The organism is Streptomyces sp. NPDC054757 (assembly GCF_053612185.1).
Genome location: NZ_JBSHBW010000002.1, coordinates 446,455 through 467,492, shown reverse-complemented (window position 1 = coordinate 467,492; position 21,038 = coordinate 446,455). Strand labels below are relative to the sequence as shown.

General features: G+C 69.8%; 21 protein-coding genes and 1 riboswitch. Of the genes, 6 read left to right on the top strand and 15 right to left on the bottom strand.

Annotated elements, in window-relative coordinates:
* Positions 1-55: 55 nt before the first annotated feature.
* Positions 56-394: a DUF427 domain-containing protein gene (locus ACWGKJ_RS04855; RefSeq protein WP_385017670.1), complete on the top strand. Its 339-nt coding sequence runs from the start codon at positions 56-58 to the stop codon at positions 392-394.
* Between the two features lie 91 nt (positions 395-485).
* Here the strand turns inward: ACWGKJ_RS04855 and mnmA are convergent, their stop codons facing one another.
* Positions 486-1,652: a tRNA 2-thiouridine(34) synthase MnmA gene (gene mnmA / locus ACWGKJ_RS04850; RefSeq protein WP_385017667.1), complete on the bottom strand. Its 1,167-nt coding sequence runs from the start codon at positions 1,650-1,652 to the stop codon at positions 486-488.
* A gap of 61 nt (positions 1,653-1,713) precedes the next feature.
* Between mnmA and ACWGKJ_RS04845 the strand changes: the two genes are divergently transcribed.
* Complete coding sequence (locus ACWGKJ_RS04845) at positions 1,714-2,376, top strand: N-acetylmuramoyl-L-alanine amidase (RefSeq protein ID WP_385017664.1); 663 nt, start codon at positions 1,714-1,716, stop codon at positions 2,374-2,376.
* A 128-nt stretch (positions 2,377-2,504) separates the two neighbouring features.
* Here the strand turns inward: ACWGKJ_RS04845 and ACWGKJ_RS04840 are convergent, their stop codons facing one another.
* From ACWGKJ_RS04840 to ACWGKJ_RS04830, 3 genes are all read right to left on the bottom strand, one after another.
* On the bottom strand, positions 2,505-3,668 hold the full coding sequence (locus ACWGKJ_RS04840; RefSeq protein ID WP_385017661.1) for a cysteine desulfurase family protein: 1,164 nt from the start codon (positions 3,666-3,668) through the stop codon (positions 2,505-2,507).
* Between the two features lie 143 nt (positions 3,669-3,811).
* Positions 3,812-4,084 (bottom strand): DUF4190 domain-containing protein, encoded by a 273-nt coding sequence (locus ACWGKJ_RS04835; protein ID WP_385017658.1) that lies wholly within the window; start codon positions 4,082-4,084, stop codon positions 3,812-3,814.
* Positions 4,085-4,131: 47 nt separating this feature from the next.
* Entirely contained in the window at positions 4,132-4,305 is a 174-nt protein-coding gene (locus ACWGKJ_RS04830; RefSeq protein ID WP_385017655.1) for a hypothetical protein, read from the bottom strand.
* A gap of 130 nt (positions 4,306-4,435) precedes the next feature.
* On the opposite strand from ACWGKJ_RS04830, the gene ACWGKJ_RS04825 reads away from it, so the two are divergent.
* A complete protein-coding gene (locus ACWGKJ_RS04825) occupies positions 4,436-5,062 on the top strand; it encodes a TetR family transcriptional regulator (protein WP_385017652.1) in 627 nt (208 codons plus the stop codon).
* Positions 5,063-5,212: 150 nt separating this feature from the next.
* Here ACWGKJ_RS04825 and ACWGKJ_RS04820 read toward each other — a convergent pair whose 3' ends face one another.
* The 11 genes from ACWGKJ_RS04820 to ACWGKJ_RS04770 all read right to left on the bottom strand — a co-directional run bounded on the left by ACWGKJ_RS04820 (position 5,213) and on the right by ACWGKJ_RS04770 (position 17,678).
* Complete coding sequence (locus tag ACWGKJ_RS04820; RefSeq protein ID WP_385017649.1) at positions 5,213-6,049, bottom strand: thioesterase family protein; 837 nt, start codon at positions 6,047-6,049, stop codon at positions 5,213-5,215.
* A 23-nt stretch (positions 6,050-6,072) separates the two neighbouring features.
* Complete coding sequence (locus ACWGKJ_RS04815) at positions 6,073-6,735, bottom strand: trimeric intracellular cation channel family protein (RefSeq protein WP_385017646.1); 663 nt, start codon at positions 6,733-6,735, stop codon at positions 6,073-6,075.
* 46 nt (positions 6,736-6,781) lie between these two features.
* Entirely contained in the window at positions 6,782-8,173 is a 1,392-nt protein-coding gene (locus tag ACWGKJ_RS04810) for a M1 family metallopeptidase (protein ID WP_385017643.1), read from the bottom strand.
* A gap of 123 nt (positions 8,174-8,296) precedes the next feature.
* On the bottom strand, positions 8,297-9,676 hold the full coding sequence (locus tag ACWGKJ_RS04805) for an ABC transporter ATP-binding protein (RefSeq protein ID WP_385017640.1): 1,380 nt from the start codon (positions 9,674-9,676) through the stop codon (positions 8,297-8,299).
* Positions 9,673-10,767: an ABC transporter ATP-binding protein gene (locus ACWGKJ_RS04800; protein WP_385017637.1), complete on the bottom strand. Its 1,095-nt coding sequence runs from the start codon at positions 10,765-10,767 to the stop codon at positions 9,673-9,675. Before ACWGKJ_RS04800 ends, ACWGKJ_RS04805 begins: the two co-directional genes overlap by 4 nt.
* Complete coding sequence (locus ACWGKJ_RS04795) at positions 10,764-11,771, bottom strand: ABC transporter permease (protein ID WP_385017634.1); 1,008 nt, start codon at positions 11,769-11,771, stop codon at positions 10,764-10,766. Before ACWGKJ_RS04795 ends, ACWGKJ_RS04800 begins: the two co-directional genes overlap by 4 nt.
* Positions 11,772-11,867: 96 nt before the next feature.
* On the bottom strand, positions 11,868-13,613 hold the full coding sequence (locus ACWGKJ_RS04790) for an ABC transporter substrate-binding protein (RefSeq protein ID WP_385017631.1): 1,746 nt from the start codon (positions 13,611-13,613) through the stop codon (positions 11,868-11,870).
* A 46-nt stretch (positions 13,614-13,659) separates the two neighbouring features.
* On the bottom strand, positions 13,660-14,658 hold the full coding sequence (locus tag ACWGKJ_RS04785) for an ABC transporter permease (RefSeq protein WP_385017628.1): 999 nt from the start codon (positions 14,656-14,658) through the stop codon (positions 13,660-13,662).
* 338 nt (positions 14,659-14,996) lie between these two features.
* Positions 14,997-15,767, bottom strand: a complete 771-nt coding sequence (locus tag ACWGKJ_RS04780; RefSeq protein WP_385017625.1) for an enhanced serine sensitivity protein SseB C-terminal domain-containing protein — start codon at positions 15,765-15,767, stop codon at positions 14,997-14,999.
* A 301-nt stretch (positions 15,768-16,068) separates the two neighbouring features.
* Complete coding sequence (locus ACWGKJ_RS04775; protein ID WP_385017623.1) at positions 16,069-16,818, bottom strand: enhanced serine sensitivity protein SseB; 750 nt, start codon at positions 16,816-16,818, stop codon at positions 16,069-16,071.
* A 98-nt stretch (positions 16,819-16,916) separates the two neighbouring features.
* Entirely contained in the window at positions 16,917-17,678 is a 762-nt protein-coding gene (locus tag ACWGKJ_RS04770; protein WP_385017620.1) for an AAA family ATPase, read from the bottom strand.
* Positions 17,679-17,845: 167 nt separating this feature from the next.
* A riboswitch (glycine riboswitch) is annotated at positions 17,846-17,941 on the top strand.
* Positions 17,942-18,082: 141 nt separating this feature from the next.
* Between ACWGKJ_RS04770 and gcvT the strand changes: the two genes are divergently transcribed.
* From gcvT to glyA, 3 genes are all read left to right on the top strand, one after another.
* Positions 18,083-19,198, top strand: a complete 1,116-nt coding sequence (gcvT, locus tag ACWGKJ_RS04765) for a glycine cleavage system aminomethyltransferase GcvT (protein ID WP_385017617.1) — start codon at positions 18,083-18,085, stop codon at positions 19,196-19,198.
* Between the two features lie 67 nt (positions 19,199-19,265).
* Complete coding sequence (gene gcvH / locus ACWGKJ_RS04760; protein ID WP_385017614.1) at positions 19,266-19,646, top strand: glycine cleavage system protein GcvH; 381 nt, start codon at positions 19,266-19,268, stop codon at positions 19,644-19,646.
* A gap of 17 nt (positions 19,647-19,663) precedes the next feature.
* On the top strand, positions 19,664-20,926 hold the full coding sequence (gene glyA / locus ACWGKJ_RS04755) for a serine hydroxymethyltransferase (protein ID WP_385017611.1): 1,263 nt from the start codon (positions 19,664-19,666) through the stop codon (positions 20,924-20,926).
* Positions 20,927-21,038 lie beyond the last annotated feature (112 nt).

The following is a 21,038-nucleotide window of genomic DNA, read 5'->3' as shown; positions in this document are numbered from 1 at the left end:
ACGGTAGAGGCAGCCCGCGGGGAAGAAGTTCCGGGTCGGATGCGCTGAATCACATATGACGACTGGACATCGCATCACCGTTGAGCAAGGTACCGATCATGTACGGGTGGTCCGCGAGGGCCGTGTCCTGGCGGAGAGCAGCCGCCCCCTGCTGCTGCACGAGACAGGGCTTCCGGTGCGTTACTACCTCCCGCCGGAGGATGTCCGCACCGAGCTGCTGACCCCCTCGGACACCCACACCCACTGCCCCTTCAAGGGAGACGCGTCCTACTGGTCGCTGCCCGGAGCAGCCGACCTCGTCTGGGCGTACCCGGAGCCGCTGCCCCAAGTCGCCCGGATCAAGGACCACTTCTGCTTCTACGACACCGAGGCGGTACCGAGCGAGGCGGTCTGAGGCGAGGAGATCTGAGGCTCCGGCGGCCCCGGGGCGTGGCTGACGGTGTCGGTCAGCCCGGGGCCCGTTGGATCCGGCGGTGCCGGTGGCCTCAGGGCGCGGCGGTCTCGGCCTCTCGAAGCGGCGCCTGCCGGGATGAGCGGTCGGTCGTGGCGATCGTCGCCGAGCCCACGACGCGTGTGCCGTCGTAGAGCACGATCGCCTGGCCGGGCGCAACGCCCCGTACCGGCTCGTCGAACGTGACATGGAGGGTGCCGCCCTCCACCAGCTCGGCCGTGACCGGCGTCTCGCCGCCGTGCGCCCGCAGCTGGGCGGTGTACGTACCGGCGCCGACCGGGGCGTCTCCGCACCAGCGGGGCTTGATCGCGGTGAGCGCGGTGACGTCCAGGGCCTCGGCCGGGCCCACCGTGACCGTGTTGTCGACCGGGGAGATGTCGAGAACGTAGCGCGGCTTGCCGTCCGGGGCGGGGTGGCCGATGCGCAGGCCCTTGCGCTGGCCGATGGTGAAGCCGAAGGCACCTTCGTGGCTGCCGACCTTCGTGCCCGCCTCGTCCACGATGTCGCCCTCGGCGGTGCCGAGCCGTGCGGCGAGGAAGCCCTGGGTGTCGCCGTCCGCGATGAAGCAGATGTCGTGGCTGTCCGGCTTCTTGGCGACGGCCAGCCCACGGCGCTCTGCCTCGGCCCTGATCTCGTCCTTGGTGGTCAGCGTGTCACCGAGCGGGAACATGGCGTGCGCGAGCTGGCGCTCGTCCAGCACCCCGAGGACGTACGACTGGTCCTTGGCCATGTCGGATGCCCGGTGCATCTCGCGTGAGCCGTCCTCGTTGCGGACGACCGTGGCGTAGTGGCCGGTGCAGACCGCGTCGAAGCCGAGCGCGAGGGCCTTGTCGAGCAGCGCGGCGAACTTGATCTTCTCGTTGCAGCGCAGACACGGGTTGGGGGTGCGGCCCGCCTCGTACTCCGCGACGAAGTCGTCCACGACGTCCTCACGGAATCGCTCGGCCAGGTCCCAGATATAGAAGGGGATACCGATGACGTCGGCCGCGCGACGGGCGTCGCGGGAGTCCTCGATGGTGCAGCAGCCACGCGCGCCGGTACGGAACGACTGTGGATTGGCGGAGAGCGCCAGGTGCACACCGGTCACGTCGTGCCCGGCCTCGGCGGCGCGGGCGGCGGCAACGGCGGAGTCCACACCGCCGGACATCGCGGCCAGTACCCGGAGGGGTCGGGGGCGGGGGCTCTGGGGTGTCTGAGTCATAGCCGTACCAGGGTACGGGCACGGGGGAATCCCGCGCTCGCACGGATGCGTTGAGGCACACATGGAACGTACGGGTGGCGACAGGGACCGGCGCATGGGCCGCCGGGCCCTGCTGGTCGGCGGGCTGGGCGCAGCGGCGGGTGCCACGGCGCTGGGCAGGGGCGAGCTGTCGCACGTCTGGGACCGGCTCTCCGGCGGCGGAAGGCCCGGCGAGAGCCCTGCGGTCGATTTCGCGGGAGCGCAGTGGGCGGCGGCCTCCCCGGCGAATTACCGGGTCGCCGACCGGCCTCATGACTATGCAGTCGACCGGGTTGTCATCCATACCGTCCAGGGCAGTTATGCGATGGCACTCCGGGTCTTCGCGGATCCGGCCCACGCGGCCGCCGCTCACTACGTGCTCCGCAGGGACGGGAAGGTGGCGCAGACGGTCCGGGAGCTGGATGTGGCGTTCCATGCGGGAAACCGCGCCTACAACGAACGCAGCATCGGGATAGAGCACGAGGGGTTCGTGGACCGGGCCTCGTCGTTCACGGACGCCATGTACCGGTCGTCCGCCCGGCTGACCGCGGACATCTGCTCGCGGTACGGGATACCCGTGGACCGGAGGCACATCATCGGGCATGTGGAGGTGCCGGGCGCCGACCACACGGACCCGGGGCCCTACTGGGACTGGGCCTGGTACGTACGGCTGGTGCGCGAGGCTCGGGAGCAGCACAAACCGTAACCGCGCCCCTGCACTGGACCAGCACCCCGGGCCACCCCGGCACCCCTGGCCGCAGGAGCCCGCCTCAGCTGACCCCGGCGCGCCCCTGGCCGGAGCGGCCCGCCCTGCGCATCTCGGAGGAGCCCGCCTCAGCTCAGCCCGGCCGACCTGGCCCGTTCCACCGCCGGGCCGATCGCCTCCGCCACCGCGGCGACGTCCGCCGCGGTAGAGGTGTGTCCCAGTGAGAACCGGAGTGTGCCGCGGGCCAGGTCCGGGTCTGTGCCCGTGGCCAGAAGGACATGGCTGGGCTGTGCCACCCCCGCCGTGCAGGCGGATCCGGTGGAGCAGGCGATGTCCTGGGCGTCCAGCAGGAGCAGCAGGGAGTCGCCCTCGCAGCCCGGGAAGGTGAAGTGGGCGTTGGCGGGGAGGCGGTTCACCGGGTCGCCGCCCAGGATGGCCGTGGGGACCGTGGACCGTACCGCGTCGATCAGTCCGTCGCGCAGTGCGCCGACCTCCCGGGCGAAGGTCTCGCGGCGCTCCGCGGCCAGTGTTCCCGCCACGGCGAAAGAGGCTATGGCCGGCACGTCGAGCGTCCCGGAGCGCACATGGCGCTCCTGTCCCCCGCCGTGCAGAACGGGCACGGGGGTGTACTCACGGCCGAGCAGCAGGGCTCCGACGCCGTAGGGGCCGCCGACCTTGTGGCCCGACACGGTCATCGCGGCCAGGCCCGACGCCGCGAAATCCAGCGGGAGCTGGCCGTACGCCTGTACCGCGTCGGCGTGCAGCGGGATACCGAACTCGGCTGCGACGTCGGCCAGTTCACGGACCGGCATGACGGTGCCGATCTCGTTGTTGGCCCACATCACGGTGGCGAGCGCGACATCGGACGGGTCCCGTTCGATCGCCGCGCGCAGGGACTCGGGGTGGACCCGGCCGTAGCCGTCGACCGGGAGGTATTCGACCGTCGCGCCCTCGTGCTCGCCCAGCCAGTCGACGGCGTCCAGGACGGCGTGGTGCTCGACCGGGCTGACCAGCACCCGGTTCCTGCGCGGTTCGGCGTCGCGGCGGGCCCAGAAGAGGCCCTTGACTGCGAGGTTGTCGGCCTCGGTGCCGCCCGCGGTGAAGACCACCTCGCTGGGGCGCGCGCCGAGTGATTCCGCGAGGGCCTCCCGGGCTTCCTCGACGGTACGCCGGGCCCGCCGCCCGGCGGCGTGCAGCGACGAGGCGTTGCCGACGACGGTGAGCTGGGCGGTCATCGCCTCGACCGCCTCCGGAAGCATGGGAGTGGTCGCAGCGTGGTCGAGGTATGCCATGGTGCGCACGATTCTACGAGCACCGGAGAGGTCTCCCCGCCGCACTCCCCCGGTGAGCGGCGCACGGCAGCCCGGCCGCCGGGTTCCGGTCGTTGGCCGTCGGCCGCCGGAGTTCCGGACGTCAGCCACCGGAGTTCCGGACGTCAGCCGCCGAAGTTCCAGATGACGGCGCCGCTGGAGGTGAAGACGGTGGCCAGCACCACCAGGTCGGCCACGCCGAGCGCGAGGCCGAGCAGGGCACGGCCGCGGCGGGCCGTGCCGCGCCACAGCGCGAGGCCGGCCAGCACGATGGCCGTGGGGCCGAGAACGATGTTCAGCACAAGCAGACCCAGCAGGCCGAGCACGAACGCGGCGACGGCCATGCCGTCGGCGTCGCGGGTGCCGGTCCGGGTCCGGGCCGAAGCGGTGAGTTCCATGATGCAGCTCCCTTTACGTGGTGTGGGCCGGGTTGCTTGCCGGGCGCTTACTTGCCGAGGCGCCCGGTGAAGCGCCGGCGGCCGAGACGCTCGCGCACGGCGAACACGGCCAGCCAGGCGCCGATGACGGCCGCGGCGACCAGGGACACGGAGAGCGGGAAGTGGGCCACGGCACCCAGCACGACTCCGAAGACGAGGAGAAGCGCGACGAGGGCAATCATCACTGTCCTTTCGGTGCGCCCTGTCCGGCGCACGCACGGCTCGGTTGAGTGAACAATTGTGAGTACGACTGTTCACTGACTACTGAGTCTACGCTTCCCTTCGGCGGAGAACGGTTGTTTACTGAATGGCATGAGTCACACCGTGGGCCTCCGCCAGGTCCAGAAGCAGAAGACCCGCCAGGCCCTCCTGGACGCGGCGCTGGGCCTGCTGGAGGAGCAGAGCCTGTCCAGCCTCGGGCTGCGTGAGGTGACCCGCGCGGTGGGTGTCGCGCCGACCGCCTTCTACCGGCACTTCCGGGACACCGCCGACCTCGGGGTCGCGCTCGTCGAGGAGGCCCTGGGCTCACTGCACGGGCTGATCGCCGCGACACTCGCGGAGACCGGCGACAGCGAGGCGCGTATCGACACTACGGTCGGCCTGATCGCCGCGCTGGTCCGCACGCATCCGGCGCACGTCCGGTTCATCGCCCGCGAACGGCATGGCGGCGTCCAGCCGGTGCGCGCGGCGATAGCGGCGCAACTGCGGCTGTTCACACGGGAGGTGGCGGCGGCGTTCGCGGACGAACCGCGGTCCGCGCTGTGGAGCGACGACGACCTGCTGATGCTGGCGGCCGTCTATGTGGATCACATGGTGATGACCGCTTCGGTCCTGCTGGAGGCGGCGGAGGAGGGGCCCGAGGCGTCGGAGCGGGCCCGGGACATGGCCCGGCGTCAGATGCGGCTGGTCAGCCTGGGGCGGCAGCACTGGCTCGACTGAGGCACTGGCCCGACCGAGGCACTGCCCCGACCGCGGGGACGGGGCCGAGTGGGGCAGGAGCCGAGGAACCGGGAGCCGGGAGGGGCGGGAGCCGAGGAACCGGACCGGCCGAGCCGCGGCCACCATCCCGCCCCCGTCCCCGCCGTCCCGCTACCCCCGCGGCGCCAGCGCCAGCTGCCGGGACTGGGCGACCAGCCGGTCCGCGCTGTCCCAGACCTCGGCGTCCTCCTCCAGGAAGCCCCCGGCGAGGTTGCGCGTGACGATCGACACCCGGAGCGGGCCCGGCGCGGGGCGGCACCGGATGTGGGTCGTCAGTTCGACCGTGGGCACCCAGCCCTTGAGGCCGAGCTCGAAGGCGGTCGGCGGCAGCGCGTCCACCGTCAGCAGCAGCGAGAGCGGATCCGCGTCGCGCCCGTCGGCGAGGCCGAACCACGCACGCATCTCCCCCTTGCCGGACGGCGCGCCCACCGCCCAGCCGCAGGTGGCCGGGTCCAGCTTCACCCTCAGGCGGTCCGTGATCGCGGATGAGCCGGGAATGGGCGCCGGACCGTCTTCGGAGCCCAGGCACTGCTCGATGGGCGGGATGGACGGCGGCTTCGCCGTGGTGCGTACCTCGTCGGAGAGCGCGTCCAGGTCGCCGTACGAGGCGAGCACCCGGATCCGTTCGACCTCGGTGCCGTCCTCCGCGTACTGGAAGAGCGACGCCTGCCCCGTGGAGAGCGTGCGGCCGCTGCGGACGGTCTTGACCCTGATCACCGCGGGGCCCGGACGGGAGGCGGTCACATAGTGCGCGGAGACCGAGAACGGGTCGGGGTGCGGGAGCGCGTCGCCCAGCGCGCGGCCGATCAGGGCCAGCAGATAGCCGCCGTTGACCGCCTGGATGATGGTCCAGCCCGCGGAGAGCTCCGCCTCGTAGACGCCTTCTTCACGACGGGTGACTGCGGTGTCGCGGTCGAACTCACTGTTCCCGATGGATACCTGTGCCATGAGCAGCACCGTACACCGCAAGGTTACTCGTCGGTAGAGACGGCCGCCGAACGTCTGTTCCAGGCCCGTGAGGCCCGCCAGTGGAAGCGCAGCGCGAGCAGCCGCACCGTGAAGCAGGTGAGCGCCGCGATACAGCCCGTGGTGGTGGTCAGCACGTCGAACTGGATGAAGAGCGCCACCATCGTCGCCCCCACCACGGCCGGTACGGCGTACAGATCGCGGTCCCAGCGCACCAGCGAGGGCGTCTCGTTGGCCAGGACATCGCGGAGCACACCGCCGCCCACCGCGGTGGCGAGACCCATCACGGCGGAGGCAGTGAGACCGAGCCCGTAGTCGTACGCCTTGGTGGTGCCGGTCACACAGAAGAGACCGAGCCCGGCCGCGTCGAAGACGTTCACTCCGGCCTGGATCCGTTCGACCTCGGGGTGAAGGAAGAAGACCAGGCCGGCGGCGATCAGCGGGGTCACGAAGTAGCCGAGATCGGTGAAGGCGGCGGGCGGCACCGCCCCGATCACGATGTCCCGGAACAGCCCGCCACCCAACGCCGTGACCTCGGCGAACACCGCGATCCCGAAGACGTCGAAGTTCTTCCGGACAGCGAGCAGCGCACCGGAGATCGCGAAGACGAAGATCCCGATGAGGTCCAGCACGTGCTGGACGGAGGTGTTGAACAGGTCATGGAGCACCCGACAGTTCTACCCCCGCCGCACCGCCGCCGTGCAACGCTCCGCCCTACAGCTCCGGTTTGGCAGGAGTGCGCAGCCACGCGTCGAAGAAGGCGCCGAGCCGCTGCCCGGAGATCTTCTCGGCGAGCGCGGTGAACTGCCCGGTGTCGGCGTTGCCGTACCGGTGCGCCTTCGTCCAGGCGGGCAGCAGCCGGAAGAACGCCCTGTCCCCGATCCGTTCGCGCAGCGCCTGGAGCGTCATGGCCCCCCGGTCGTAGACGGCCGATCCGAACATCGTGTCGCGCTGTGGATCGGCGACCTCCGAGTGCCAGAAGCCGGAGTTCGCGGGGGTCGCGTCGTACTCGGCGAGGAAGGCGTCGTGCGCCGAGCGCTTGCCCTGGTGTTCGTCCCAGAGCCACTGGGCGTACGTGGCGAAGCCCTCGTTGAGCCAGATGTCCTTCCACTGCTTCACCGAGACGGAGTCGCCGAACCACTGGTGGGCCAGCTCGTGCACGATCGTCGACTCGTTGCGTACGGCGGAGTAGCTCGGCTTGGACTGGGTCTCCAGCGAGAAGCCCGCCTGCGGCATGTCGTCGACGACCGCGCCGGTCTCCTCGAACGGATACGGCCCGAAGACCTTCGACCAGTAGTCGGTGGCCTCGGCCGTCACGGCGTACACATCAACGGCGTTGCTGTGGGCGAGCACCGGGTCGATGGCCACGTAGATCGGTGTTCCGGCGGGTGTACGGCCGGTCCTGACGTCGAACCTGCCGATCGAGGCGGTGGCGAGATAGGTGGCCATCTGCCGGGACTCGCGCCAGTGCGAGACGGTGGACGCGCCCTGGGTACGGGTGGAGAGCAGCCGCCCGTTGGAGACCCCGGTCAGCCCCTTGGGCGCCTTGATGGTGATGTCGAAGGCGGCCTTGTCGGAGGGGTGGTCGCTCGAAGGGAACCAGGTGGAGGCCGCGTTGGGCTCGCAGGCGACGAAGACGCCGTCCTTGGTCTTCATCCAGCCGTAGTCGGAGCCGAAGACGATCGGGCCGCTGAGCGCCTGCGGAACACCGCCGTAGACGACCCGTACGGTGAAGGTGCGGCCCTTGCGCAGCGGGCCTGCCGGGGTGATGCGTATCTCGTCCCCGGAGCGGGTGAAGCGTGCGTGCGCGCCGTTCACCTCGACCGATGCGACCGTCAGTTTCTGGAGGTCCAGGTCGAAGGAGGAAAGGTTCTGCGTAGCCCGCGCGGTGACCGTCGTACGGCCGTCGAGCCGGCCGGAGTCCGGGTTGTACGCGATGTCGAGGCCGTAGTGCAGGGCGTCGAAGCCGCCGTTGCCCAGCTGCGGGAAGTAGGGGTCACCGATGCCGGCCGAACCGGGTGAGGGTGCCGGAGCGGCAGCGATGACACAGAGGGCGGCCGTCGCGGTGGCGAGGGCGGCCAGACGTGCCGAACGGGAGAGCGCCAAGAGTCTGCCCTTCGTGCGTGCGCCGTTGTTACGGACACGCTGACTCTGCACTCTCCCGTTTAGGCATGTACATGACTTTACCAACTTGTCATGGGCGTGCCCGGCGCGACAACCGCGCGGCGCCTACTTCTCGCCGGACTCCGCGGCGGCGTCCGGCCCGGCCTCTGCGCCGGTGCCGGTGCCGGTCTTGGCCTCCGGCTCCGCCCCTGCGTCGGTCCCGGACTCGGTGCCGGTGGCGGCCTCGGTCCCGGCCTTGGGCTCGGCCTTGGCCCCGGGCTCCGTCTCCGTGTCCTTCGCGACCGCGTCACCGGCCGGCTCGGGCTTCGCGACCGCGTCAGCGGCCGGCTCCGGCTTCGCGACCGAGACCAGTTCGGCGGCCTCCCTCGCCTGCGGCAGCCGTTCCTCGCCCGGCGCCTGGTCGGGCGCGTTCTCCGGGTGGTGGCAGGCCACCTGGTGTCCGGTCCCCAGCGTCAGCAGCGGCGGTTCCTGTGTTCCGCAGATCTCCGTCGCCTTCCAGCACCGGGTGTGGAACCGGCAGCCGGCCGGCGGCGAGATCGGCGAGGGGACGTCGCCCTCCAGCCGGATCCGGTCGCTCCTGGTCCCCTTGCGCCGCGGGTCGGGCACCGGCACCGCCGAGAGCAGCGCCTTGGTGTACGGGTGCATCGGCGACTCGTACAGCGACTTGCGGTCCGCCAGTTCGACGATCTTCCCGAGGTACATCACCGCGATCCGGTCCGAGACATGGCGGATGACCGACAGGTCGTGCGCGATGATCACGTAGGTCAGACCGAGCTCGCTCTGGAGGTCGTCCAGCAGGTTCACCACCTGCGCCTGGATCGACACGTCGAGCGCCGAGACCGGCTCGTCGGCGACGACGAGCTTGGGCCGCAGTGCGAGCGCGCGGGCGATGCCGATGCGCTGGCGCTGGCCGCCGGAGAACTCGTGCGGGTACCGGTTGTAGTGCTCGGGGCTGAGTCCCACCAGCTCCAGCAGCCCCTGGACCTCCTTCTTCACGCCGCCCTCGGGCTCGACGCCCTGGAGCCTGAAGGGGGTTCCGACGATCCCGCCGATGGTGTGCCGGGGGTTCAGTGAGCCGTACGGGTCCTGGAAGATCATCTGGACGTCGCGGCGCATCGGCCGCATCTGCCCCGCGGACAGATGCGTGATGTCCTTGCCCTCGAACTCGACCTTTCCGCCGGTCGGTTCGAGCAGCCGGGTGATCAGCCGGCCCATGGTCGACTTGCCGCAGCCCGACTCGCCGACGACACCCAGGGTCTCCCCCGGGAACACGTCGAACGACAGCCCGTCCACGGCCTGGACCGCGCCCACCTTGCGCTTGAGCACGCCCTTGGTGATCGGGAAGTGCTTGACCAGGTCGGTGACCTTGAGCAGCGGCTCCGCCCCGGCGTCCTTGGCGGGCGCGGCGGCGGAGTCCTTGGACGTCTGCTGCGGAACCTTCGGAGCCTCGGGAGCCTGCGGAGCCTTCTTCTTCTGATCAGTCACAGCTTCGGCGCAATCTCTTCGGTCCAGATCTTTTCCCGCTGGGCCTTCGTCATATGGCACGCGGAGAAGTGCCCGTCCGTGCTCTCCCGCAGCTCAGGGCGCTCGATGCGGGTGATGTTGTCCTTGGGCACGTCGGCGTAGGGGCAGCGCGGGTGGAAGGCGCAGCCGGACGGCACGTTGATCAGGCTGGGCGGGGAGCCCTTGACGGGCACCAGACGTTCGGTCTGCTCACGGTCGATGCGCGGCATGGAGCCCAGCAGCCCCCAGGTGTAGGGGTGCTGGGGCTCGTAGAAGACCTTCTCGGCCGTGCCGCGCTCGATGCAACGGCCCGCGTACATCACCAGGAGCTCGTCCGCGATCTCGGCGACGACGCCGAGGTCGTGGGTGATGATGACGACCGCCGAGCCGAACTCCTTCTGCAGATCCCGGATGAGATCGAGGATCTGCGCCTGGACGGTGACGTCGAGGGCGGTCGTCGGCTCGTCGGCGATGAGCAGTTCGGGGTTGTTGACCAGGGACATCGCGATCATCGCGCGCTGGCGCATACCGCCGGAGAACTGGTGCGGGTAGTCCTCGAAACGGCGCTGCGGCTCGGGGATGCCGACCCGGTCGAGCATCTCGACCGCACGGGTACGCGCGGTCTTCTTGTCGACCTTGTGGTGGACGCGGTACGCCTCCACGATCTGCGCGCCGATGCTGTAGTACGGGTGCAGCGCCGACAGCGGGTCCTGGAAGATCATGGACATCTTCTGACCGCGGAGTTCGCGGACCCGCTCGGGCCCCGCGCCGATCAGCTCCTCGCCGTCGAGCCAGATCTCACCGGAGATCCGGGCCCGCTCCGAGCTGTGCAGCCCCATGATCCCCAGCGAGGTCACGGACTTGCCGGAGCCTGACTCACCGACGATACCGAGCGTCTGACCGGCCTTCAGGTCGAAGCTGACACCGTCCACGGACTTCACCAGGCCGTCGTCGGTGTCGAAGTGGATCCGCAGGTCCCGGACCGAGAGGAAGCTCTTCGCGTCCTGGGACGGGGCGTCGTCCTTGCCGCTCTTGGCGGGCTCGCCGGAACCCTTCTTGTGCACGTCGCTCATGAGAGCCTCACCCGGGGGTCGATCGCGGCGTACACAAGGTCCACCAGCAGGTTGCAGACAACGATGAAGAAAGCGGCCACCAGCGTCACACCCATGACGACCGGGAGGTCGCTGCGGGTCACTCCCTGGATGGCGTAGGCCCCCATCCCCTGGAAGTCGAAGACCGTCTCGGTGATGACCGCGCCGCCGATGAGCAGCGCGAAGTCCATGCCGAAGATGGTGATGAGCGGGGTGAGCGCGGCGCGCAGGCCGTGCTTGACGACCACGTTCCGCTCGCGCAGGCCCTTGGCCCGCGCGGTTCTGATGTAGTCCTCGCCCATGGTCTCCAGCATCCCGGCCCGGGTGAGCCGGGCGTAGAGCGCCGAGTACAGGAAGGCGAGGGTGCACCAGGGGAGGATCAGGTTCCAGGCCCACTCCGCCGGATTGTCCGTGAAGGGCACGAAGTGCACATTCCAGATCGTCCAGTGGAAGCTGAACAGGGCGAGCGAGACCAGACCGGTGAAGAACATCGGCAGCGAGACGCCGGCCAGGGCCACGCCCATCGCGAGTCGGTCGATGAGCGAGCCCCGCTTGAGGGCGGAGACCACACCGGTCGCGACACCGCTGACGACCCAGATGACCGCCGCGCCGACCGCGAGCGACAGCGTCACGGGGACACGCTGCTGGATCTCGGGCCAGACCGCCGAGTGGGTCTTGAAGGAGTAGCCGAAGCACGGCGCGTGGCACACCGCGGGGTCGGGCCCGAAGTGGTAGTTCGCGCCGACGACGATGCCCTTGATGAAGTGCCAGTACTGCTCGTAGAGGGGCTGGTCCAGCCCCAGGTTCTTCTTGACCGCGGCGATCGTCGCCGGGTCGGGGCTCTTGCCCACGTACTGGGCGGCCATGGAGTCGGTCGTCTGCCCGCCGAGGCGGGGAACGAGGAAGAAGATCGCGAAGGTGACTGCGCTGACCACCAGCAGCAGCAACACCGCGGCGAATACGCGTCGGATGATGTACGCAGCCACAGCCGTGCGGCGCCGGGACGGACGGACGGGGTAGGCCCGTCCGTCCCGGCGCCTTCACCTGCCTTTCAGGGGGGTGCTGTCGATGAACAGGTGTTGTTACTTGGTCGAGGTCATCAGCACGTAGTCGTACATGCCGAGGTACGCCTGACTGACCGTTACGTTCGCCGCCGAGTCCGGGCGGTAGAGCAGGTTCTTGCGGTAGAAGAGCGGGACGAGCGAGGCGTTCTCCATCACCATCTGGTCGACCTGGCCCCAGGTGGCGTTGCGCTTCGCGTTGTCCAGCGTCCCGATGCCCTTGACGATCTCCGCGTTGATCTTCGGGTCGTCGAGCTCCATCAGGTTGGTGCCACCGGACGGCTTGATGGCCTTGCCGTCGACGATCTGGTCGATGTAGCCGAAGCCGGCCGGCCAGTCGGCGCCCCACGCCATCATCATCATTCCGGCGTTGTTCTTGTGGACCCAGTCCGGGACGCCCGCGAAGTCGGTGAAGTACTTGTCCGACGGGAACGTCTTGATGTCGGCGATGATGCCGATCTTCTTCAGGCTCTGCTGGAGCTGGGTGGCGCTGGTGACCTCGTCGGGACGGTCGGAGCGCGCGGTCAGCGTCGTCTTGAAGCCCTTGGGCTTACCGCACTTGGCCAGGTACTGCTTGGCCTTGGTCACGTCGCCCTTGTTGCCCGGGGTCGGGTACAGGTCGAACTTCTTGTAGCCCGAGACACCCGGCGGGATGACGGTCGTCGCCGGGTCGCCCCGGACCTCGCCGCCGATCGCGTCGACCATGTCTGCCTTGTCGGCGACGTACTGCACGGCCTTGCGGCAGTCGGCGTTGTTGAACGGCTTCACATGCACGTTCAGCGCGAGGTACTGCAGCGCGCCGGCGTACGGGTCGTCCGTCTTCGCCTTCTCGGTGGCCTTGGTGATGACCTTCGGCTGAGTCTTGGACTGCAGACCGGTACCGGCGATGTCAGCGGTGCTGGTGTCGTTGAGCAGGTGCTCGTCGACGGTCGTCGGCTGGACGTTGAAATTCAGGTTGATCTTGTCCGGCAGCGCCTTGCGGACCGGGTCGGTCTTCGGGTCCCACTGCGGGTTGCGGACCAGCGTCGCGCCGCGGCTCTCGCTGTACGAGGCGAACTTGTACGGGCCCGACGACACGATGTGCTGGACGTACGAGGCGCCCTTGTCGGCCTTCTGCGGCACCGGAGCGGTCTGCGAGAAGGACGCGAGGTAGTCCATGTCCGCGAACGGCTTGCTCAGGTGGAAGACGATCGTGGAGTCGTCCGGCGTCTCGATGGACTTGAGACCGTCGGCCGACTTGTCCTTGTAGGGACCCTTGTACTTGTCGCCGTCCTTGAGGTACGTGCTGAAGTACGTGGGCCCGTTGGACAGCGCCTCACGGGCGAAGGTCCGCTCGATGGCGTACTTGACGTCCTTCGAGGTGATCACGGTGCCGTCCTGGAACTTCACGCCCTTGCGGAGGTGGTACGTCCAGGTCTTGGCGTCCGGGGACGCCTTGCCCAGGCTGGTCGCCAGGTCGGGCACGATCTTGAGCCCGTCCTTGCCCGGAGCCGGGTTGAAGGTCACCAGCGCACGCGCGTAGAGGCGGGAGAAGTTCTGCACCCAGCCGTAGTACGTGTTGCCGGGGTCCAGGGAGTCGGCGGCACTTGAGTGCTCGTAGGTGACCGTCCCTCCCTTCTTGCTGGTCTTGTTGACGATGCTGGTCAGAGCTGCGTCTGCCTTGCCATGGCTGCCCCCGCCGCCACTGTCACTGCTCCCGCAAGCGGTGGCAGCGAGCCCCAGCGCTACCGTCGCGGCTATCGCCGCTGCCGTCTTCCTGCTCTTCATGCTGAGGAAAGCCCCCTCGGTTGTCCGGTGTGCGGCACGGCCGCGATTACTTGCCACGGGGGTCGAGTGCGTCACGCAGCCCGTCCCCCAGCAGATTGAAGGCCAGCACGGTGATGAAGATCGCCAGGCCGGGAATGACCATGAACATCGGGTCGACCTGGTAGAGGTCGACCGCGGTGGACAACATGCCGCCCCAGGAGGCCTGCGGCGGCTGGATGCCCACGCCGAGGAAGCTCAGGGACGCCTCGAAGAGGATGTTGGTGGGGATCAGCAGCGTCGAGTAGACGAGGATCGGCGCGACCAGGTTCGGGAGCAGCTCGCGCAGGAGGATGAAGGGCCCGCGGGCCCCCAGCGAGCGGGCGGCCTCGACGAACTCCCGTTCACGCAGGCTGAGCGTCTGCGCGCGGACGATGCGGCCCATGTAGGGCCAGTTGAAGAATCCGATCACGAAGATCAGCACGCAGATACGGAGCGTCAGACCGCTGAGGCCGAACGCGTTGCCCTGCAGCGATGCGGAGATGGAGATCGCGAACAGCAGCAGCGGGAACGCCAGGAAGGTGTCCATCAGACGGCTGATGCCGCTGTCCACCCAGCCGCCGTAGAAGCCGGCCACCACGCCCATCACGACACCGATGACCACCGAGAGGAGCGTCGACCCGGCGGCGACCACCAGGGAGACCCAGGAGCCCTCGATGATGCGCGCCAGGATGTCCCGGCCGGTCTGCGGCTCCACACCCAGCGGGTGGCTCCAACTGATGCCGCCGAAGCTGCCCTTGGGCCCCAGCAGAGCCGGGTCCACCAGATTCTGGTGGAAGCCGTTGGGGTCGAGCCCGAACATCGCCTGGATCGGCTTGGAGAGGAGGGCGACCAGCACCAGCAGGATCACGACGACCCCGCCGGCCATGGCGACCTTGTCCCGCTTGAAACGCGTCCAGGCGATCCGGCCGAGCGAACGGCCCTCGATCTGGCTCTGCGTGGCCCCCGTGAGTACTGCCTCCGGCTGCGCTTCGGCAGTCGACCCGGTGGTCTCGATCGGTGCGGTCACAGTGCCTTTGACCCCTCCCGGCCGGCGGTGGCCGGCCCGTACCTGCCGCGGTGGCGGCTGCTGTGCATCTAGCGCATCGGGTGATGCCACTGTGCTGAAGTGACGGAATGTGTTCATGGCACGTCGCAACAAGGGCACGACGATGCTCGATGCAGGGAGTCTTCATTGCGGTTGCGATCACCCGCCAGACCTGAAGGTGAATGTATGCGCAACCGTGATGCGGTTAATGGACTTCCGTTATCCGGACGTCAGGACCGGCTGAGCGGAAACTTTCCTCACCAATGGGCCAGTTCGGACATCGCACCCAACAACCGCTGTTGACGGCCCAATTGGGACACTCAGCCTACCGGCGGGTATCCGTATCCCGCCGCGGGAGAGGAGGCCGCGTGGGCCTCACGGTCGTAGAAGGGGCGGCAGTTGGCCCGCAGCCACATCCCGACCGGGTCGTACGCGTCGGAGAGCGCCACGGTCGACACCGGCAGCCCCTCCGGAACCGCGGCGATCGACTGCTGCATCATCGCCCGCACCGAATCCACGGACTGCTGGCTGGTGTCGTACAGATCGAGCCCGATGGCCAGATACGGGGTGCCGAGCGCGGGCTGCACCCAGGCCCGGCTCAATGAGCGGATCGCCGGGGTGTGGTGGGCGCTCTGGGTGAGCAGCGCGTAGAACTGCGGGATCTCGATGGCCGGTTCGGAGAGCCGCAGCGGTCCGGCGGGCATCCGGTCCAGACCGGTGGCGATACGGCGCAGGTCGGTCCAGGGGATGCCGACACCGCCGCCGGGGGCATGCGGATTGAGCCAGATTCCCCAGTGGTCCGGGTAGAGGGAGCGCGCGATGTCACGGCCGGTGACCACCTCGTGCGAACGGTTCCAGCCGGAGACCGCCAGCTCCTGCGCCGATGTCACACACGGGGCGTAACCGAGGCCTTCGATCTCCATGTTCCCGTACTGGGCGTCCGGCGACCCGGCCCGGCCGTTCCAGAGCAGCATCCAGACCTGGCTGTCGGCGAGCGCCTGCAGCAGTGCCTCATAGGCGTCGTACCGCCCGGGGGTCACCTGGAGCAGCATCTGCTCGACCTGCCCGGCCGTCGTGCCCGACGCGCTCACCCTGGGTCCCGCCCCTCTTCGATCCACCCGTTGACGTGCTTGTGCCATGCGCCGGGACGCGGCCCGCCCGGCGCGGTCCACACCGTTCGCCCGTGCGATTCCGGCCATCCGGCCGGCCGCTGGTCCGCCCGTCCGGTCGGCCGCACGATTCCGGCCAGTCCGCGGGCCGGCCGTCCCGTGCGTCCCACGCATCCGACCAGCTTAGGCTGCGGCGGGTTCGGTGCGCCTGCGCGGCACCGGACCGTCCGCTCCTCCCGTCCCGCGGTACCGGGCCCGCCGCAGCGGCCCCTCGGTACCGCCCCTACAGCACCGGCCCCTCCGCCCCGGCCCTGACGTAGAACGGCCTGACCTTCTCCAGCATCCAGTCGGCGACCGGGTCCTGCGCCACATCGAGGAGGACGAGATTGACCGGCCAGCTCACCTCGACCCGGTGCAGCGCCCGGCCGAGCGCGTCCATCGGGGCGTTGCGGCCCGCGCCGTCCCATGTCGCGAACTCGACCCCGACGAAGAGGACCGGGTCGCCGCCCTCGATGGAGGCGAGGGCCCGGCGGGCCGAGCGGACCACACCCGACTCCTCGAACTCGCCCGCGGCGGCGGAGAGGAAGTCGACCGGCTCCTCCTGCCAGTCCGGCTCGAAGAGCCGCACCCGGCCGCCGGTCGCGGGCCCGTCGAGGGGGGTCCGGCCGCTGCGGCAGAGTTCGGCCACCGCGGGCGGCGGCAGCGGCATGCCGATCGCACCGCCCGGGTTCACCACGAGACCCAGCTGCGGCGGCAGCCCCCGGGCGAACTCGACGGCGGGGGCCACCGCGAAGGAGTAGTGCGAGCCGACGCACTGGAGGAACTGCGCCTCCGAGCTGAAGACCGGCACATAGGCCCCGCCCTCGATCTCGACGGTGGGCAGGTCGAGTGAACTGCTCTCCTGCCCGCCGCCGTTGGGCAGCGGAACCCAGAGATTGCTGCGCCCCAGCACCTCGATCAGCCGGCCGCCCGCGCCGGGGTTCCCGACCGATGCGGTCAGGACCTCTTCGAGCTCATTTCCCGGCCATGCCATGTCCACCGAGGTATCCCCTTCTCACCTGTGCATCCGTGCACGCGTTCACCTGCCGACCGACCCTAACGGCCCCCGCCACGACAGACAGCTGAGCTCCTTCAATCCGCCGCCCCGAAGCGGATCGCGCGCAGCACGGCCGCAGCCTCCCGGTCGAGCAGCACGGCCGAACGGCAACCGGCGGGCAGCCGCGCCCGCTCGGCCGCCCGGACCAGCCCGGCGACCGCCCCGCGGTGCCGGGCGAAGGCGTACGCGGAGACCTTCCGGCCGCGCTCGGCCTGGCCGGCCAGCGCCATCGCGGGCGTCACGTCGAGCAGCAGCAGATGCAGGGCGCTGCCGCGCCGCCGCGCCGTGCGGGCCAGCAGGGCACGGACCCAGAAGTGCGTACCGCAGTCGTGCACGACGACACCGGCACCCGAGCGCAGGGCCCGCCACAGCCTGCCGTAGTGGGCGGCCCGCACCAGCGGCCGGTAGCTCCAGTACGGCAGCAGGCGCGGCAGCCGGCGCTCCCAGCGGTCCCGGGTGTCCTGCGAGTCGATTCCGTACGCCCCGGCGGCCCTGCGCAACAGCGTGGACTTGCCGCTGCCCGGCAGTCCGGACAGGACCACCACGTCCCCCGCGGCGAACACCAGGGCGTGCGGGCTGCGGCCGGTCCGCCGGCGCAGGTCCCGCACCGCGGGCGCGCGCCCGGATCCCGCCCGTCCACTCCGTACGGCCGGCCCGGCCACGGTCCGTGCGGGCCCCGGCCCCACCGTCCGCCCGGCCGCCTCCTGCCCGGATCCCGCCGGCCACCCGGCCCCGGCCCCCGGCCCGCCGGGCACCGTCTCCGGCGCCGGATCCGCACGCCGCTCCTGTCCCACCATGGCCGCTCCCCCTGTCGGGCCACCCCGTACGCCGCCTGCGCCTGCGCATGCCTGCGTCCTTGTGCATACCCCCGTCGGCGAAGTGTAAAGAAAGAGTAATGCGAGACCGGTGGGGCAACGATCGCCCGGCATGCGATGATGTGCGCGCCAACTCCATACAGGCCGTTCGAATCCGCGCGGGAGAGTTCCCGGTCACTGGCCGGGGCGCCGAAGGAGCAAGTCCCTCCCTTGTAATCTCTCAGGCCCCGTACCGCGCGGACGAGGCAGATCTGAAAAGCGGACCGCCCCGCGGTCCCACCCAAGGTGCAAGCCGCGCCCTCCCGACAGGCGCCGGCGAACCTCTCAGGTTCCGATGACAGATGGGGAGGATCGTCCTCGTCTGTCATGCCCCGGGAGTACCGCATATGAGCCCCACGCCCCGCCTCACCGCACTCGACGCCCTGCACCGTTCGCTGGGCGCGACCATGACCGACTTCGCGGGCTGGGACATGCCGCTGCGCTACGCCAGTGAGCGCGACGAGCACATCGCCGTACGGACCCGTGCCGGTCTCTTCGACCTCTCCCACATGGGCGAGATCACCGTCAGCGGCCCGGAGGCCGTGCGGCTGCTCGACCACGCGCTGGTCGGCAACATCTCCACCGTCGGCAACGGCCGCGCCCGCTACACCATGATCTGCCAGGAGGACGGCGGGATCCTGGACGACCTGATCGTCTACCGGCTGGGCGAGCAGGAGTACATGGTCGTCGCCAACGCGGGCAACGCACAGACCGTCCTGGACGCGCTGACCGCACGCGCGGGCGGTTTCGACGCCGTCGTACGGGACGACCGCGACGCCTACGCCCTGCTGGCCGTACAGGGCCCGGAATCCTCCGGCATCCTGAAGTCGCTCACCGACGCCGACCTGGACGGGCTGAAGTACTACGCCGGTCTGCCCGGCACCGTCGCCGGTATCCCTGCGCTCATCGCCAGGACCGGCTACACGGGCGAGGACGGTTTCGAGCTGTTCACCGCCCCGGCCGACGCCGAGAAGCTCTGGCAGGCCCTCACCGAAGCGGGCACCCCGGCCGGTCTCGTGCCCTGTGGTCTGTCCTGCCGCGACACCCTGCGCCTGGAGGCCGGCATGCCGCTGTACGGCCATGAGCTGACCACCGCGCTGACGCCCTTCGACGCCGGTCTCGGGCGGGTCGTCAAGTTCGAGAAGGAGGGCGACTTCGTCGGGCGCACCGCCCTGGAGGCCGCCGCCGAGCGCGCCGCTTCGGCCCCGCCGCGCAAGCTGGTCGGCCTGATCGCCGAGGGCCGCCGGGTCCCCCGCGCGGGCTACCAGGTCGTCGCGGACGGCCAGGTCGTCGGCGAGGTCACATCGGGCGCCCCGTCCCCGACGCTGGGCAGGCCGATCGCCATGGCGTACGTCGACGCGGCATACGCGGAGCCCGGCACGTCCGGTGTGGGCGTGGACATCCGCGGTACCCATGAGCCGTACGAGGTCGTGGCCCTCCCCTTCTACAAGCGCCAGAAGTGACCCACACCATCTCAGCCCGTAAGACCACTGTTCACCAGCACTCCCCCGCATCCAGGAGAATCAGGTCATGAGCAACCCCCAGCAGCTGCGTTACAGCAAGGAGCACGAGTGGCTGTCGGTCGCCGAGGACGGCGTCTCGACGGTCGGCATCACGGAGTTCGCGGCCAACGCGCTCGGTGACGTCGTCTACGCCCAGCTCCCTGAGGCCGGGTCCACGGTCACCGCGGGCGAGACCTGCGGCGAGCTGGAGTCGACCAAGTCGGTCAGCGATCTGTACGCCCCGGTCTCCGGTGAGATCACCGAGATCAACCAGGACGTCGTCGACGACCCGTCGCTGGTGAACACCGCCCCGTACGAGGGCGGCTGGCTGTTCAAGGTGCGCGTCACCGGCGAGCCGGACGACCTGCTCTCCGCCGACGAGTACGCCGCTCTCTCCGCCGGCAACTAGGGACCTAGGGACTATTGATGTCACTTCTTGATTCCTCCCTCCACGAGCTCGACCCGGACGTCGCCGCCGCTGTCGACGCCGAGCTGGTCCGCCAGCAGTCCACCCTCGAAATGATCGCCTCGGAGAACTTCGCTCCGGTCGCGGTCATGGAGGCCCAGGGCTCCGTCCTCACCAACAAGTACGCCGAGGGCTACCCGGGCCGCCGCTACTACGGCGGCTGTGAGCACGTCGACGTGGTCGAGACGATCGCGATCGACCGTGTGAAGGCGCTCTTCGGCGCCGAGCACGCGAACGTCCAGCCGCACTCGGGCGCCCAGGCGAACGCGGCCGCGATGTTCGCGCTGCTCAAGCCCGGTGACACGATCATGGGCCTGAACCTCGCGCACGGCGGTCACCTGACCCACGGCATGAAGATCAACTTCTCCGGCAAGCTCTACAACGTGGTCGCGTACCACGTCGACGAGGAGACCGGCCAGGTCGACATGGCCGAGGTCGCCCGCCTCGCCAAGGAGACCCAGCCGAAGCTGATCGTGGCCGGCTGGTCCGCCTACCCGCGCCAGCTGGACTTCGCCGCGTTCCGCGAGATCGCCGACGAGGTCGGCGCGTATCTGATGGTCGACATGGCGCACTTCGCCGGCCTGGTGGCCGCGGGTCTGCACCCGTCGCCCGTCCCGCACGCGCATGTCGTCACCACGACCACGCACAAGACGCTGGGCGGCCCGCGCGGTGGTGTGATCCTCTCCACCGCCGAGCTCGCCAAGAAGATCAACTCGGCGGTCTTCCCCGGTCAGCAGGGCGGCCCGCTGGAGCATGTGATCGCGGCGAAGGCGGTCGCCTTCAAGGTGGCGGCGACGGACGACTTCAAGGAGCGCCAGCAGCGCACCCTGGACGGCTCCCGCATCCTGGCCGAGCGTCTGGTGCAGGCCGATGTCACCGAGCACGGTGTCTCGGTCCTCTCCGGCGGCACCGATGTGCATCTGGTCCTGGTGGACCTGCGCAACTCGGAGCTCGACGGCCAGCAGGCCGAGGACCGTCTCCACGAGATCGGCATCACGGTCAACCGCAACGCCGTCCCGAACGACCCGCGCCCCCCGATGGTCACATCGGGGCTGCGGATCGGCACTCCGGCCCTGGCCACCCGTGGTTTCCAGGCCGAGGACTTCTCCGAGGTCGCGGACATCATCGCGTCCGCGCTGAAGCCTGCCTACGACCGGGAGGCGCTGGCCGCCCGGGTCTCCGCGCTGGCCGGGAAGTTCCCGCTCTACCCCGGGCTGAAGTAGGCCCGGACCCGTACGGTTGCAGGACCGGTCGGTCCGGATCAGTACGGTTTTGTACGAACCACGGGGCACCCCGCACACTGGTCGGTGAGCGGGGTGCCCCGCACCACGTACG